Source organism: Zafaria sp. Z1313, from assembly GCF_050563205.1.
Lineage (GTDB): Bacteria > Actinomycetota > Actinomycetes > Actinomycetales > Micrococcaceae > JAZDCJ01.
In genome coordinates, this window is the sequence record NZ_JBNWUK010000012.1 from 22769 (window position 1) to 35753 (window position 12985).

Sequence of the window (12985 nt, forward strand, 5' to 3'; positions counted from 1 at the left end):
CTCCCCCCAACGGGCACAGCATCGAGGAGCTTCCCCCCGGAAGGATGGCGGCTCCACACCCTGGGGGGGGTGCGGCGCCGCTTGCCTGTCCCCGCCTTCTCCGACCGCGGCCCCGCCCCCTCCGCGACCCGCGGCCGGGCGCCTAAGCTGGAGCCATGAGCGACCACCACCTCAAGCGCCTGATGTTGTTGCGGCACGCCAAGTCGGACTATCCGCTCGGGGTCCCGGACCACGACCGCCCGCTGGCCGGGCGGGGCGACCGCGAGGCGCCGCTGGCCGGGCGCTGGATGGTGGAGAACGGCCGGATCCCGGACTACATCGTCTGCTCGGACGCGCTGCGCGCCCGCTCGACGTGCGCCTGGGTGGGCAGCGAGCTGGGTGAGCAGGGCCCGACGCCGTACCTCGACTCGCGCGTCTACGGAGCCGGGGCGACGCAGCTCCTCTCGATCGTCAACGAGACCCCGGAGACCGTGGGCACGCTCCTGGTGATCGGTCATCTGCCGACCGTCCAGGAGCTCGCGATGCGGCTGGCCTCGGTCGAATCGGACGAGGACGCCGTGATGGACCTCGCGACGCGCTACCCGACGCTGGGGCTGACGGTGATGGATATCGAGAAGCCGTGGGCAGAGCTCGACGGGCGCGACGCCCGGGTCTCCGACTTCGTGGTGCCCCGGCCCTAGGCCCGGGGCAGGAAGGCGAGGACCGCCTCGACGCATTCGTCGATCCCGCGCTCCGGGTGGAACGCGTGCCGGTCGCGGCCCAGGACGAGCGTCGCCCCGAACACCGCCGTCGCGACGACGTCCGCGCGCGCACCGGCGCTGGTGCCGGTACCGGCACTGTCACCCAGGTCGGCCGGCCCACCCGGCCGGGCCCCGGCGCCGTCCTGACCGGTGTGGGCGGCCCCCGGGGCACCCGGCTCCGGAGCGGGGAGCGCCCGCTCGACGGCGGCCCGCACGACGCCCAGGACGTCGGCGCGCAGGGCCTCGAGCGTCGTGCGCCACTCGCTCGGCGTCCTCCACATCTCGCTGACCCACAGCTGCGCGAAGGACGGGTATTCCTCCATGAACTCCAGCGCGGCCCGGGCCATGGCACCGAGCGCCTCGCGCGGCCCGGGCCGGTCCGCCCCGGCCCGCAGCCGCTCGATGAGCAGGTCCGCGCCGAAGCGCAGGAGCTGGCCGATCAGCTCCGACTTGGACCCGAAGTTGTAGTACACGGTGCCCTTGGAGACGCCCGCGGCCGCCGCGATCTCGTCGACCGTGACGCCGTGCGTTCCGCGTTCGCCGATGAGTTCCATGGAGGCCTGGAAGACCTTGTGGCGGGTCGCCTCGGTCCGCCCGGGGCGGCGCACGGGGTGGGCGGGGGGTGGTGCGGTCGTGCTCATTCGGCCATCTCCGGGTGCAGGGTGGTCAGGGTCCAGGTCTTGCGGCGGCGTACGGCGAGGATGCTGAGCACGACGCCGAGGACGGCGTACGCGGCGAGCGCCAGGACCACGGGGCCCATGACCGCCAGGTCCGCACCGTACATCAAGTGCCGCATGCCCGTCACGATGTAGCCCATGGGCAGGATCTGGTGCGCGGCGTGCAGCGGCTCCGGGGTCGTCTCCCAGGGGAACGTGCCGCCGGCGGAGACGAGCTGGAGGACCAGGAGGATCAGCACGACCATCTTCCCCGGCGTGCCGAGGAAGGCCACGATGCCCTGGATGAGCGCGCTGAAGGCGAGCGATGCGCCCAGCAGCAGGGCCCACGTCATCCACGGGTGCGCGGACTCGAGTCCGAGCCCGAACACCACGACGCCGTACAGCAGCGTGGACTGGACCAACGAGATGGCGAGGAACGGGAGCCACCCGCCGATCGCGATCTTCCAGTCCGCGGCGTTGGAGGCCAGGGCGCGGCGGGTGATGGGCCGCATGAGCTGGACCAGCATGAACGCCCCGATCCAGAGGGCCAGGGTCAGGAAGAACGGGGCCAGCTGCTGGCCGTAGCTGCCCGCCTCGGTCTGGGCCGTGGAGCTGATCGCGACCGGGTCCCCGATGACGTGGGAGACGCGCTGCTTCTGCGCATCGTCCGGATTCGGGACCTGGTCCGCGCCCTCACCGAGCTTGACGGCGAGCTCGCCCGCGCCGTCGTCGACCTGCCGGGCCCCGGAAGCGAGCCCACCGGCGCCGTCGCGCAGCCGTCCGGCGGCGTCGACGAGTTCGGCCGAGCCGTCCTCGAGCCGTGCCGCCCCGGAGTCGAGCGTCCGGGCCCCGCCGACGGCCTCCCGCTGCCCCGTGGCCAGCGTCGAGGCCCCCTGGGACAGTTCGGCGGCCCCGTCGCCGAGGCGGCCCGCGCCGTCCGCTGCGTCGGCGATGCCGCCCGCGAGCGCGGGGACGGCGTCCGCGAGGGTGTCGGTGCCCGCCGCGAGCCGATCGGTTCCCGCGGCGAGCTGCCGTGCGCCGTCGGCCACTTCGCGCGAGCCCGAGGCGAGCTGGGCGATCTGCGCTTCCGCGGTGGCCAGTTGTTGCCGGGACTCGCGGGCCTGATGCAGGACAGCGGAGTCGGCCGCGCGGGCGCGCAGGGCCTCCTCGAGTTCCGCCTGTTGCCCGGCCGTGAGGACGCCGTTGTCGACGAGGGCCTGCGAGGCGGCCTGAAGCCGGGCCTCGGCGTCGGATTCGAGGGCCTCGATGACCGCAGCGGCGTCCTGCACCTTGGCGTTGAGCGTCTCGTTGCCCTCGGCGACCTGCTCCGCTCCGTCGGCGAGCCGGTGCGCGGCGTCCGTGGCCGACGCGGCTCCGTCGGCGAGCTCGCGGGTCGACGCCGGCAGCCCGGCCGTGCGGGACTCGAGGGTGCCGAGCCCGTCGGCGAGGGTCCCCGCGCCGGTGGAGAGCTCCCCGGCGCCCGAGGACAGCCGGTCCGCGCCAGCGGCGAGCTTCTCCTGGCCGGCGAGCAGCTGCCCGGTGCCGGCGTGCAGCTCCCGGGCACCGGACGCGAGGGAGGCTCCGCCGTCGTACAGCTGCCCCGTTCCGTCGGCGAGGTCCTCCGCCCCGTCGGCGAGCCGCGAGGTGCCGTCGTGGAGCTCGCCGGCCCCGTCGGCGGCCTGCGAGAGCTGGCCGTGGATGCGCCCGAAGCCCGTCAGCAGGGCGTCGGCGGTCTGCTCGCCGACCTCGGCGGCGACGCTGTTGTGGACCTCTCCGGCGAGCTTGTCCGCGATGGTGCCGATCATGGCGTTGTTCGCGTCGTTGGTGGTCAGCTCGAGGACGGCCTGCCGTGCGGCGTCGAAATCCTCGGGGGAGGCGAGGTTCGCGGAGAAGTCCTCCGGAATGACCAGGGCGAACGCGTAGTCGCCGGAGGCCACGCCCGCGGCAGCGGCCTCTCGGGTGTCCACGGTCCGCCAGCCGAACGTCCCGTCCTCGAGGAGGGAGTCGACGACGTCGTCGCCGACTTCGAGGGGGCCGGAATCGGACGTGGCGCCGCGGTCCAGGTTCACGATCGCGGCGTCGACCTTGTCGAGGTGCCCGTACGGGTCCCAGTTGGCGTAGAGGTACAGCGCCCCGTACAGGAGCGGGACCAGGGTCAGGGCGACGACCGCGATCTTCGGCAGCCGGCCGTGGGTCATGCGCTTGAGCTCGGAGAGGGCCAGGCGGAGGGCGGTCATGCGTGGACCTCGCTCGTGGTGGGCAGCGGATCGGCTTCCCAGGGCGTCTCGCCGTCGGGGGAGGTCCCGCGGGGCAGGTGGTCGCCGCCGGCCGCGGCCGTGGCCCCGGTCCAGTCGGCGGGGATGCGGGAGGCGACGGCGACGACGGCGGGGTGCCGGCGCCCGCCCGCGATGTCCCGCAGCACGGTGGCCCACGCGTCGCCGGAGAGGCCATGGCGCTCGGGGGAGTCGAAGACGAGCAGGCGGGAGCGGGCGTCCTCGAGGCCGAGGGCGGCGAGCAGGCGCAGCCGCGTCACGGGTTCGACCGCGTCGACCCACTCGCGGGCCAGGTGCTCCAGCCCGTGCGCGTCGAGCCATGCGTCGGAGGAGCGGTGTCGCCAGAACGGGCCGGGCAGCAGGGCGAGGTCCTCGGCGACGAGATCGCGCACGCGCAGGTGCTGTTCCGGTTCGTTGATCGCCGGGGAGTCGACGAGCGTGCTCGCCCGGCGCAGGGTCCGCCTGTCCGGCGTTCCCTCCCACGCGACGGTGCCGGCATCCGGCTTCATCCTGCCGGTGAGGATGAGCGAGAGCGCGGTGCGGGTGTCCTGGGTCGGCGCGGCGACAATCAGCACGCTGCCCTGGGCGGCCTTGAGGGAGGTCGGTTCCAGAAGGGTGGCGTGGCGTCCCTCGAGGGCGACGGAATCGGCGATGAGCACGGTTCGATTCTATTTGAACTGACTGGTCAGTTCAAATAGCCGCATCAGGGGGTTGTGTGGCGGGGCCGAGGGTGGGGGCGTCGGGGCTGAGGTGTGCGGCAACGCAAAACACCCCCGGGAACCTTGCGGTTCCCGGGGGTGTCATTGGTGCGCCCAAAGGGATTCGAACCCCTGACCTTCTGTTCCGTAGACAGACGCTCTATCCAGCTGAGCTATGGGCGCTTGTTCGGCCCGTCTCGTCGGCGGCCTCGAACAACTATACAGACTCTCCGCGCGGGGTCAAAATCGAGGTGGGCGCCCTGGGTGGATCGGGGCCGGAGGGGTTCGGATGACGGGGGAGCAACTAGACCGGTCTATGTGACCTTAATCACACTAGGCCTGCCGAAAAGCCCGGGATTCCGCGGATCCCTACGACTGCCCCATGGTTACGTTCCGGTAGGGGCGAAGTGCATCACATCGGCGCCACGAGCGCCAGACCTAGCATCGAAGGCATCAAGTGTCAGCCCAATGGAGGGAATTGATATGAGCGAGAGCTCCGACCAGCAGGTCCTGGACAGCGTCCAGGAAACCGCGCCGACCACGCACGGAGGGCTCGCCGCCTGGGTTGCCGAGGTTGCCGAGATGACCCAGCCCGATGCCGTCTACTGGGTCAACGGCAGCCAGGAGGAGAACGAGCGCCTGACCGGAGAGCTGGTCGACGCCGGGACGCTCATCCGCCTCAACCAGGAGCTCTTCCCCAACAGCTTCGCGGCCTTCTCCGATCCCAAGGACGTGGCCCGCGTCGAGGAACAGACCTTCATCTGCTCCCAGGAGAGGCGCGACGCCGGCTTCACCAACAACTGGATGGACCCGGCCGAGATGAAGGCCAAGCTCAAGGGCCTCTTCACGGGCGCCATGCGGGGCCGCACCATGTACGTCATCCCCTTCGTCATGGGTCCGCTCGACGCGGAGCAGCCCCAGTACGGCGTGGAGATCACCGACTCCGCCTACGTCGTGGCCTCGATGCGGATCATGGCCCGCATCGGCAACGACGTCCTGCGCAAGATGGAGGCCGAGGACGCGTTCTTCGTCCCGGCCCTGCATTCCGTCGGCGCCCCGCTCGAGCCCGGCCAGGAGGACGTGGCGTGGCCGTGCAACGAGGAGAAGTGGATCGTGCACTTCCCCGAGGAGCGTTCCATCTGGTCCTACGGCTCCGGCTACGGCGGCAACGCCCTGCTGGGCAAGAAGTGCTACGCGCTGCGCATCGCCTCCGTGATCGCCCGCGACGAGGGCTGGCTCGCCGAGCACATGCTGATCCTCAAGCTCACGAGCCCCGAGGGCAAGGCGTACAACGTCGCCGCAGCCTTCCCGTCCGCCTGCGGCAAGACCAACCTGGCCCTGCTCGACCCCACGATCGACGGCTGGAAGGCCGAGACCCTGGGCGATGACATCAACTGGATGCGCATCGGCAAGGCCGGCGAGCTGCGCGGCGTGAACCCCGAGTACGGCCTCTTCGGGGTCGCGCCGGGCACCGGCTGGGGCACCAACCCCAACGCCATGCGCGCCATCACCAAGGGCAACTCCATCTTCACCAACGTCGCCCTCACGGACGACGGCGGCGTGTGGTGGGAAGGCATGACCGAGGAGGTCCCGGCCCACCTGACGGACTGGCAGGGCAACGAGTGGACCCCGGACGCCGACCGCCCGGCCGCGCATCCGAACTCCCGCTTCTGCACCCCGATCGACCAGATCGACATGCTGGCCCAGGAGTACTACAGCCCGGACGGCGTCGAGATCCACGCGATCCTCTTCGGCGGCCGCCGCAAGACCACCATCCCGCTCGTGACCGAGGCCCGTTCCTGGACGCACGGCATCTTCATGGGCTCGACGCTGTCCTCGGAGACCACGGCCGCCGCCGCGGGCGCCGTGGGCCGGGTCCGCCGCGATCCGATGGCGATGCTGCCGTTCATCGGCTACGACGCCGGCGACTACCTGAACCACTGGGACTCGATCGAGGCCAAGGCCAATCCGGAGCGCCTGCCGCGGATCTTCCTCGTCAACTGGTTCCGCCGCACGCCGGAGGGCGGCTTCGCGTGGCCCGGCTTCGGCGACAACTCGCGCGTCCTGAAGTGGGCGATCGAGCGCATCGAGGGCAAGGCCGACGCCCGCGAGACCGCGATCGGCTACGTGCCGACCGGCGAGTCCGTCGACCTGGCCGGTCTGGAGGGCTTCACGCCCGCGGACGTCGAGGTCGCCGTGGCCGTGGACGCGGAGGAGTGGAAGCAGGAGCTGGCCAGCATCGAGGAGTGGTACGCCAACTTCGGCGCCTCGCTTCCGCAGACCCTGCAGGACGAGCTCGCGGGCCTCAAGGAGCGCCTGGGCGCCGACTAGCGGGAACCAAAGCCGCCGCGACTGGGGGTGGCCGGGGAGGGGGTGTGCCGACGGGCGCGCCCCCTCCCTTCTGCGTGCGGAGCGGATTGCGGTTCGGCATCCAGTCTCGCCCGGACCGGGACACGGCGGCCCCGCGTGCCCTAGCGTCGGTACATGGACGCCGATACCTTGTTGAACCTGGCGCTGGTGCTGCTATTCGTCCTCATCGGCGGAGTGTTCGCCGGCACGGAGATGGCGATCGTGAACCTGCGGGAGGGCCAGATCCACCGCATCGAGTCGTCGGGGCCCCGCGGGCGCCGGACGGCCGAGCTCGTCCGCAATCCCAACCGCTTCCTGGCCGCCGTGCAGATCGGCGTGACGGTCGCCGGCTTCTTCTCCTCGGCCTACGGCGCCGCCACGATCGCCCCGGACCTGGTCCCGGTGCTCGAGGCGGCGGGTGTGCCGGGCGGCCTCGCCGACACGGCGGCCCTGGTGCTCCTGACGCTGCTGATCGCCTACCTCTCGCTGGTGTTCGGCGAGCTCGTGCCCAAGCGGATCGCGATGCAGCGCGCCGTGGGCTTCACCCGGATCGCCGCTCCGCCGCTGGGCGTCTTCGCGGCCGCGATGAAGCCGGCCATCTGGTTCCTCTCCGCCTCCACCAACGTCGTCGTCCGGCTCCTCGGCGGCGACCCCTCGGTGCGCACCTCGGCCGTGAGCGCGGAGGAGGTCAAGGCGCTCGTCGCGCAGAGCCGCGAGATCCCCGAGCAGCACCGGCGGATCCTCGAGGACGTCTTCGAGGCGGCCGAGCGCACGGTGCAGGAGGTCATGCGCCCGCGCCCGCAGGTCGACTTCCTCGCCGCCTCGCTGTCCATCGGGGACGCGCTCGCCGCCGCCGGCCGCTTCGGCCACAGCCGCTACCCGGTCTACGGCCGGGACCACGACGACCTCGTGGGGTTCGTGCACGTCCTCGACCTGGTGCGGGCCGCGGGGCGGAGGGAGGAGGGCGACGCCGGTGCGGGCACCGTGGGCTCGATCGCCCGCCCCGTGGCGGTGTTCCCGGGCAGCGTCAACGCCCTGGCCGCGCTGGCACGGCTGCGCGCGGAGGGGCAGCAGCTCGCGGTGGTCGTCGACGAGTACGGGGGAACCGACGGCATCGTGGCCCTGGAGGACCTGCTCGAGGAGATCGTGGGGGAGATCTACGACGAGTACGACGTGCGCGCCGAACTGTCCGGGGTGCCGGGGGCCGTCGGGGGCACGCTCGTCGTCGACGGCTCGCTGATCGTCCAGGAGCTGCCCGACGTGGCCGGGATCGCGGTCCCCGACAGTGGCGCCTACGAGACCCTGGGCGGCTACATCATGGACGTCCTGGGCCGGCTGGCCGTCGTGGGCGACGTCGTCGAGGGGCCGGGGTTCCGCCTCGAGGTCCAGTCCATGGACCGGCGGCGCATCGTGCGCGTGGGGGTCGAGCGGACGGCCGCGGCGGACGGAGGCGGAGCCGGGGACACGCCCGGCTCACCTAGGTGACATTTCACCTAGCTTGCTGGCAGAATGATCCCATGATCCTGGCACGGTTGATCCTGGGGCTCCTCAGCCTGGCGCCCATGACGGGCTACGACCTCAAGAAGCACTTCGACTCGAGCATCAACCACTTCTGGAACGCGGACAAGGCCCAGATCTACCGCACGCTGTCCCAACTGGTCGCCGACGGGCTCGCCACGGTACGCACCGTGCCGCAGGAGAACTACCCCTCGCGGCAGGAGCACCACATCACGGACGCCGGTCGCGAGGCGCTGCACGCGTGGCTGACGGGCCCGCTCGAACGCCAGCCGGAGCGGGAGCCGTTCCTGGGCAGGGTGTTCTTCGCCGGCTCGCTCGAGCGCGCCGACGTCGTGGAGCTGCTCCGGGCCCGCCGCCTCGAGGCCCAGGAGCTGCGCGACGCCTACCGCGTGCTGCGGGCGGAGCTCGAGCCCGCCGCGCTGGCCGACCGCCGCAGCTACCTCATGGCCGCGACGCTCGACAACGGCATCATCCACGTCGAGGCGGAGCTGGACTGGCTCGCCTCCGTCGAAGGGAACCTTCCATGAGCCCGTGGCGTCAGCGCGGAGCACCCGCCGAAACCCCCGCCGGGACGGACCCGGCCAGGCCCGATCCGGCGTCGTACCCCGAGATCCACCGCCCCCGGCGCCCGCGCGCCGACGGCCGCCCCGCCCGGACGCTCGTGTTCCTGCACGGCGGCAACGTCGCCAACTGGATGTGGGACCCGCAGGTCAAGGGCTTCGCCGACTACCGCGTGTTCACGCCGCACCTGCCCGGCTTCGGCGCCCGTGCGGCCGAGGACTGGGCCGGGCTGGAGAGCGCCGCGGACGACGTCGCCGCGTTCGTCGCCGACGAGATCGAGGACGGGCGCGTCCACCTCGTGGGGCTCTCGCTCGGGGCGGTCGTCGGCCTGCGCGTCCTGGCCCGCCACCCCGAGCTCGTCGAGAGCGCGGTCTTCAGCGGGGCGGCGGTCCGCCCCGTCGGTCCCGGTGTCCGGGTCGCCGCGGCGGCCCAGCTGCGCTTCTGGGACGCCGAATGGTTCTGGAAGATGCAGGCCGGCGCGTTCGGGATCCCGGCCGACTCGCGCCGCCTGTATTCGGACCACGGGCTAACGCTGCGCCCCGAGAACATGAAGGCCATGATGGAGGAGGTCTACGCCGGCGGCGTGCCCGGGGGGCTCGCGGACTTCGCGGGCCGGCTGCTCGTCGTCGCCGGCGCCAAGGAACCGTCGGTGGTGCGCAAGGGCTTCGCCGAGATCGCCCAGGCCAAGCCGGACGCCGTCTTCCGCCTCGCCCCCGGCATGCACCACCAGTGGAGCATCGAGGACCCGCTCTTCTTCAACGCCATGGTCCGCGCGTGGATCGAGCGCGGCGAGGCGCACCCCCGGCTGCGCGAACCGTAGCCCCCGGGGCCCCGGCGTCGTCCGGATTCAGGACGACGCCGGGGCCCGGCTTCACGGGGCCGGCCCGCCGGGTCAGCCGCGGCCGGCGGCTCCCGGGCCGACGGGGATCGTCGGCTGCAGGTACACGCTCGATCCCGACGCGGCGAACTCGCGGCTCTTGGCGTCCATGCCGGCCTGGATGGCCCCGGCGAGCTCCTCCTGCTCGGCAGCGCCGCCGAACTGCCGGCGGATGTCCTGGGAGATCCGCATCGAGCAGAACTTCGGCCCGCACATCGAGCAGAAATGCGCCGTCTTGGCCGGTTCGGCCGGCAGCGTCTCGTCGTGGAACGCCTCCGCCGTCGCCGGATCCAGTGACAAGGCGAACTGGTCCTTCCAACGGAACTCGAAGCGCGCCTTGGACAGGGCGTCGTCGCGCTCCCGGGCGCCCGGGTGGCCCTTGGCCAGGTCGGCAGCGTGCGCGGCGATCTTGTAGGTGATCACTCCCGTTTTGACGTCGTCCTTGTTGGGCAGGCCCAGATGCTCCTTCGGCGTGACGTAGCAGAGCATCGCCGTGCCGTAGCGGGCGATCTCCGTGGCCCCGATGGCGCTCGTGATGTGGTCGTAGCCCGGCGCGACATCCGTGACGAGCGGGCCGAGGGTGTAGAACGGGGCGCCGTCGCACAGCTCCTGCTGCCGCTCCACGTTCTCCCGCACGAGGTGCAGCGGCACGTGCCCGGGCCCCTCCACCATGACCTGGACGTCGAACTCCCACGCCCGCTTCGTCAGCTCGGCGAGGGTGTCCAGCTCGGCGAACTGGGCGGCGTCGTTCGCGTCCGCGATCGAGCCGGGCCGCAGGCCGTCGCCGAGCGAGAACGCGACGTCGTACCGGGCGAAGATCTCGCACAGCTCGTCGAAGCGCTCGTAGAGGAAGTTCTCGCGGTGGTGGGCCAGACACCAGCCGGCCATGATCGAGCCGCCGCGGGAGACGATCCCCGTGACCCGCTCGGCCGTCAACGGGACGTAGCGCAGCAGCACGCCGGCGTGGATGGTCATGTAGTCCACGCCCTGCTCGCACTGCTCGATCACGGTGTCCCGGAAGACGTCCCAGTCCAGCTTGGCCGCGTCTCCGCCGACCTTCTCGAGCGCCTGGTAGATGGGCACCGTGCCGATCGGGACCGGCGAATTGCGCAGGATCCACTCGCGCGTGGTGTGGATGTCGTCACCCGTGGAGAGGTCCATGACCGTGTCCGCGCCCCAGCGCGTGGCCCACTGCAGCTTGTCCACCTCCTCCGCGATCGAGCTCGTCACGGCAGAGTTGCCGATGTTCGCGTTGATCTTCACGAGGAACGCCTTGCCGATCACCATCGGCTCCGACTCCGGGTGGTTGACGTTCGCCGGCAGGATCGCCCGGCCCGCCGCGAGCTCGCTGCGCACGAGTTCCGGGTCGCAGCCCTCGCGCAGGGCCGCGTAGCGCATCTCCTCGGTGACGAGCCCGGCGCGGGCGTAGTGCATCTGCGTGACCCGCCGGCCCTCGATCGAGCGCCGCGGGACCGGGCGGACGCCCCTCCACTCGGCGGAGGCCGCGCCACGGCGCACGGCCGCCCGGCCGTCGTCGAGCAGCTCGCGGCCGCGCCCCGTGTACTCCTCTGTGTCGCCGCGGCCGGCGATCCACGCGGCGCGGAACGGGGGAAGCCCTTCGAGCGGGTCGCCGCCCGGGCCCGCGGTGCGGTAGACGTGAAGGGGCGGGTTCGGCGTCCCGTCGGGGGAGTCGTCGAGCTCGATCGCCGTGACCGGGACGCGCAGGCCCCGGCCGGGGTCCTCGAGGAACGCCGGGGAGTGCGCCGGATGCTGCTCGGAGGCACGGTGGATGGACGGGTTTTCTCTTGAATCGCTCACGGAGGAGCCCTCACTTCCTACGCCGGCATGACCCGGACAGGTTCGACGGTCGCAGGCGGCGTCAGCCCGATCTCAGCCCCTGCCGGGGCACCCGTGTGGACGGGCCCGAGCCTAGCGCGAAGTGGCCCCGGGCACCAAGTCGGTGCCGCCCCCAAGGCGGCACCGACATCGATTCCCGGCTCCGGCGTGCTCCGCGCCCGAGGGGGCATCGGCGTCGTGCCCCGGCTCCGGCGCGCCCCGTCGCCGCGCCGCCGTGGACGGAACGACGCCGGGGCCCGGCTCAGGCGGCGAGCCAGAGGTCGGGGCCGAAGACCTCGTAGTGGATGCTCGTGGCCGGGATGCCCGCGTCGATCGCCTGGGATCGGACGGCGCGCATAAACGGCAGCGGCCCGCACAGATACAGCGTCGCGTCCGCCGGAAGCTCGAGTCCGGAGAGGTCCATGAGGCCCTCCGCTGCCTCCCACTCGCCGGGGGCGCCCGTTGTGTCCTCGAGCCACAGCCTCAGCTCCGCGTTCGGCAGGGCCTCGACGGCGGAGCGCATCTGCGCCTGGAGCGACCAGCTGTCGGCGCGCTGTTCGGCGTGGAGGACCAGGACCCGGCGCTCGGAGGCCCCGGCCGCGAGGGCCTCGAGGGCGGAGGCGCTGGGTGTGCAGCCGATGCCTGCCGTGGCCAGGACGATCGGCGCGCCGCCGGCGTCGATCGTGAGGTCGCCGTAGGGATTCGAGAGCTCCACGACGTCGCCGATCCCCAGCCCGCGGTGCAGGAACGGGGAGACCTCGCCGCCCTCGTCGAGCTTGGCCGTGACGACGCGCTCGGTCCTCGAGGCGACGTTGCCGGAGAGCGTGTACTGGCGGCACTGCCGCACGCCGTCGGGCAGAGCCACGCGGATCGAGACGTACTGGCCCGGGAGGGCCTCCGTCACCGGGGTGTCGTCGGCCGGGGCGAAGCGGAACGTGGCCGATCCCCCGCCGGCGGCCTCCCGCGCCACGAGGCGCCACGGGGTCCACGCCTTGTCGTTCGCCTGCCGGGCGTAGAGGCCCTTCTCGAGCTTGATGAGCGCGTCGGCCATGAGCCAGTAGACCTCGGTCCAGGCTTCGGCGACCTCGGAGGTGACGGCATCCCCGAGGTCATCGGCGATCGCGGCGAAGAGGTGCTCGTAGACGATCGGGTACTGCTCCTCGACGATCCCGAGCGAGGCGTGCTTGTGGGCGATCCGCGACAGGACGGCCTCGGGCAGGGTGTCCGGGTGCTGCAGGAGATGCGTCGCGAAGGCCGCGATCGAGCCGGCGAGGGCCTTCTGCTGGGTCCCGTTCTTCTGGTTGGCGCGGCTGAAGAGCCCGTCGAGAAGTTCCGGGTGGGCGGCGAACAGGCCCGCGTAGAACTTCCGGGTGATCGCTCCGATGCGCTCGGCGATGACCGGCAGCGTGGCCTCGATGACGGGACGGGACTTCTCGGACAGCATGGCGTCTCCTCGCTGAAAGTGATTACTTGCATT

10 protein-coding genes, 1 tRNA gene and 1 riboswitch are annotated in these 12985 nt (G+C 72.0%); of the genes, 5 read left to right on the forward strand and 6 right to left on the reverse strand.

The window, feature by feature from the left end:
* Positions 1–155: 155 nt before the first annotated feature.
* Complete coding sequence (locus ACQ3I4_RS11660; RefSeq protein ID WP_329862842.1) at positions 156–680, forward strand: SixA phosphatase family protein; 525 nt, start codon at positions 156–158, stop codon at positions 678–680.
* Here ACQ3I4_RS11660 and ACQ3I4_RS11665 read toward each other — a convergent pair.
* The 4 genes from ACQ3I4_RS11665 to ACQ3I4_RS11680 all read right to left on the reverse strand — a co-directional run bounded on the left by ACQ3I4_RS11665 (position 677) and on the right by ACQ3I4_RS11680 (position 4550).
* Positions 677–1381, reverse strand: a complete 705-nt coding sequence (locus ACQ3I4_RS11665) for a TetR/AcrR family transcriptional regulator (protein WP_329862840.1) — start codon at positions 1379–1381, stop codon at positions 677–679. The two genes, ACQ3I4_RS11660 and ACQ3I4_RS11665, sit on opposite strands and share 4 nt — an antisense overlap.
* Positions 1378–3633 (reverse strand): YhgE/Pip domain-containing protein, encoded by a 2256-nt coding sequence (locus tag ACQ3I4_RS11670; protein ID WP_329862838.1) that lies wholly within the window; start codon positions 3631–3633, stop codon positions 1378–1380. Before ACQ3I4_RS11670 ends, ACQ3I4_RS11665 begins: the two co-directional genes overlap by 4 nt.
* Positions 3630–4328 carry an ABC transporter ATP-binding protein gene (locus ACQ3I4_RS11675; protein WP_329862836.1) on the reverse strand — a complete coding sequence of 233 codons (699 nt, stop codon included), beginning with the start codon at positions 4326–4328 and terminating at the stop codon, positions 3630–3632. Before ACQ3I4_RS11675 ends, ACQ3I4_RS11670 begins: the two co-directional genes overlap by 4 nt.
* A gap of 145 nt (positions 4329–4473) precedes the next feature.
* Positions 4474–4550: transfer RNA gene (locus ACQ3I4_RS11680), tRNA-Arg, on the reverse strand.
* 300 nt (positions 4551–4850) lie between these two features.
* Here ACQ3I4_RS11680 and ACQ3I4_RS11685 point away from each other — a divergent pair.
* The 4 genes from ACQ3I4_RS11685 (at position 4851) to ACQ3I4_RS11700 (ending at position 9615) form a co-directional block, all read left to right on the forward strand.
* Positions 4851–6698, forward strand: coding sequence for a phosphoenolpyruvate carboxykinase (GTP) (locus tag ACQ3I4_RS11685; RefSeq protein ID WP_329862835.1), 1848 nt, complete (start codon positions 4851–4853; stop codon positions 6696–6698).
* Between the two features lie 153 nt (positions 6699–6851).
* Positions 6852–8201 carry a hemolysin family protein gene (locus ACQ3I4_RS11690; RefSeq protein WP_329862834.1) on the forward strand — a complete coding sequence of 450 codons (1350 nt, stop codon included), beginning with the start codon at positions 6852–6854 and terminating at the stop codon, positions 8199–8201.
* Positions 8202–8233: 32 nt separating this feature from the next.
* Entirely contained in the window at positions 8234–8761 is a 528-nt protein-coding gene (locus ACQ3I4_RS11695) for a PadR family transcriptional regulator (protein WP_329862833.1), read from the forward strand.
* Positions 8758–9615: an alpha/beta fold hydrolase gene (locus ACQ3I4_RS11700; protein WP_329862832.1), complete on the forward strand. Its 858-nt coding sequence runs from the start codon at positions 8758–8760 to the stop codon at positions 9613–9615. Before ACQ3I4_RS11695 ends, ACQ3I4_RS11700 begins: the two co-directional genes overlap by 4 nt.
* Before the next feature lie 72 nt (positions 9616–9687).
* Here ACQ3I4_RS11700 and thiC read toward each other — a convergent pair whose 3' ends face one another.
* Together thiC and ACQ3I4_RS11710 are read right to left on the reverse strand one after the other, a co-directional pair.
* Positions 9688–11490, reverse strand: a complete 1803-nt coding sequence (thiC, locus tag ACQ3I4_RS11705) for a phosphomethylpyrimidine synthase ThiC (RefSeq protein WP_329862829.1) — start codon at positions 11488–11490, stop codon at positions 9688–9690.
* A riboswitch (TPP riboswitch) is annotated at positions 11488–11595 on the reverse strand. It overlaps the preceding gene by 3 nt.
* 175 nt (positions 11596–11770) lie before the next feature.
* A complete protein-coding gene (locus ACQ3I4_RS11710) occupies positions 11771–12952 on the reverse strand; it encodes a globin domain-containing protein (protein ID WP_329862827.1) in 1182 nt (393 codons plus the stop codon).
* Positions 12953–12985: the final 33 nt, after the last annotated feature.

Excerpts from the sequence above, each read along its gene's own strand:
- ACQ3I4_RS11660 (WP_329862842.1), top strand. The coding sequence starts at position 156 with ATGAGCGACCACCACCTCAAGCGCCTGATGTTGTTGCGGCACGCCAAG.
- ACQ3I4_RS11665 (WP_329862840.1), bottom strand. The coding sequence starts at position 1,381 with ATGAGCACGACCGCACCACCCCCCGCCCACCCCGTGCGCCGCCCCGGG.
- ACQ3I4_RS11670 (WP_329862838.1), bottom strand. The coding sequence starts at position 3,633 with ATGACCGCCCTCCGCCTGGCCCTCTCCGAGCTCAAGCGCATGACCCAC.
- ACQ3I4_RS11685 (WP_329862835.1), top strand. The coding sequence starts at position 4,851 with ATGAGCGAGAGCTCCGACCAGCAGGTCCTGGACAGCGTCCAGGAAACC.
- ACQ3I4_RS11690 (WP_329862834.1), top strand. The coding sequence starts at position 6,852 with ATGGACGCCGATACCTTGTTGAACCTGGCGCTGGTGCTGCTATTCGTC.
- ACQ3I4_RS11695 (WP_329862833.1), top strand. The coding sequence starts at position 8,234 with ATGATCCTGGCACGGTTGATCCTGGGGCTCCTCAGCCTGGCGCCCATG.
- ACQ3I4_RS11700 (WP_329862832.1), top strand. The coding sequence starts at position 8,758 with ATGAGCCCGTGGCGTCAGCGCGGAGCACCCGCCGAAACCCCCGCCGGG.
- ACQ3I4_RS11710 (WP_329862827.1), bottom strand. The coding sequence starts at position 12,952 with ATGCTGTCCGAGAAGTCCCGTCCCGTCATCGAGGCCACGCTGCCGGTC.